This is a genomic window from Bartonella sp. PS7NMGDW (genome assembly GCF_042193585.1).
GTDB classification, from domain to species: Bacteria; Pseudomonadota; Alphaproteobacteria; order Rhizobiales; family Rhizobiaceae; genus Bartonella; species Bartonella grahamii.
This window is the reverse complement of sequence record NZ_JBHILX010000069.1, coordinates 1-1,493: the sequence shown is the minus strand read 5'-3', so window position 1 is coordinate 1,493 and position 1,493 is coordinate 1. Positions and strand designations below refer to the sequence as shown.

General features: G+C 47.2%; 1 protein-coding gene. It reads left to right on the top strand.

What is annotated here, in order from left to right; genetic code table 11:
• On the top strand, positions 1 to 1,493 hold a 1,493-nt coding region (locus tag ACFIKJ_RS09775; protein ID WP_375670538.1), incomplete at both ends, for a DUF4815 domain-containing protein.

The window sequence follows — 1,493 nt, the reverse complement described above, 5'->3', positions numbered from 1 at the left end:
GTTTCCATGATTGGACGCTTGGAAATTGGTGTGAAGCTACAAAAAAAATGGATAACACACGAAGATGATCCAGAGCTGTTGGGGCAAGTCCCTGGCACTTTGGCAGAAGGAGAGCCTGGTGCCGCACGCGAAACAGCAAAGCTTGTTTGGGCACTGAAAGAGGATGCGCAAAGTGGCACTTTCTTTCCGGTTTATATTTTACAAGATGGCGTTTTGATTGATCAAAAATCACCCTCATTGCTTGAACCCGCCATGCAAGCTATTGCGACGTACGACCGTGCCCATGGGCATTATATCGTGAGTGGCTGCCGTGTGAGCGCATTGGGACAAAACAACGGCTGCCAAGTGTTTAGTATTCAAGAAGGAGAAGCCAATATCAATGGCTTTAAACGCAAGCGCTTAGCCGCCTTGCGCCATGAAGAGGTGCAAGACTTTTCAACAAGCGTTGTTCCAAGCGAAACACATATTTTTGCGCCTCCAAAAGGGAAAACAAGTTTTACCTTTAAACCCTATTATTTTCCTATTGCCGATATTCAGTCTCTTTTGTTGACAAAAGAAAAAACCGTTAACGTCACCCGTGGTGCAGTTGCTGCAGGGCGTGATGGTGTGCCGGATAAAAGCATCACCGCGTTTATCAAAGTCGTTCAAGGAAGTAAGGAATTTAAAGAAGGCACAGATTTTAAAAAAACCGGAGACACCATTGATTGGGCGCCCATAGGAGACGAACCTTTACCGGGCAGCAGCTATAAGGTGACTTACCGTTACCGCGCAAAAATCACGGCTGATAAAGTAACAGCGCAGGAAATCACAGTCTCAGGTGGGGCGCAAGGTGGTGATATTATCGTCAGTTACACTTACAAACTCCCCCGCATTGACCGCATAGGACTGAACACACAAGGCAATGTCGTATATATCAAAGGAGTTTCATCAGATCATCCCATGGCACCAAATGTCCCTGATGATGTGTTGTCCCTTGCAACGATCACCAACAATTGGCTTGAAACGCCGGTTGTTGTCAATGATGGCACACGGGTTGCCCCCTATGATGAGATGTGGCGCTATTTTCAACGGGTGCTCTCGCTTGACAGGCTGATGCAGTTAGAGCGCATTAAAAGCAATGTGGACTCTAAAGAACCTGTCGCTAAAAAAGGCATGTTCGCTGATCCCTTTCTAGATGACTCTTACAGAGATGAAGGCTTTCAACAAACGGGGGCGGTAGGCAACGGCATTTTGCAGCTTGCCATTGACCCAACATTCTATACTGCTCCTTTAAAAGCGCCTGTCACCCTTGACTGGACAAATGAAGTGATCATTGCGCAAGAGTTGACAACGGCTTGCGAAAAAATCAACCCCTATCAAAATTTTGCACCCCTACCTGGTACAGTAACCCTTGAACCCGCGACAGACTTTTGGCACGAACAGCGCACCGATTGGCTCTCAAGCGTGACCAATCAACTGAACATGGGATGGAACCGTGGGAGAAGCATTCGTAA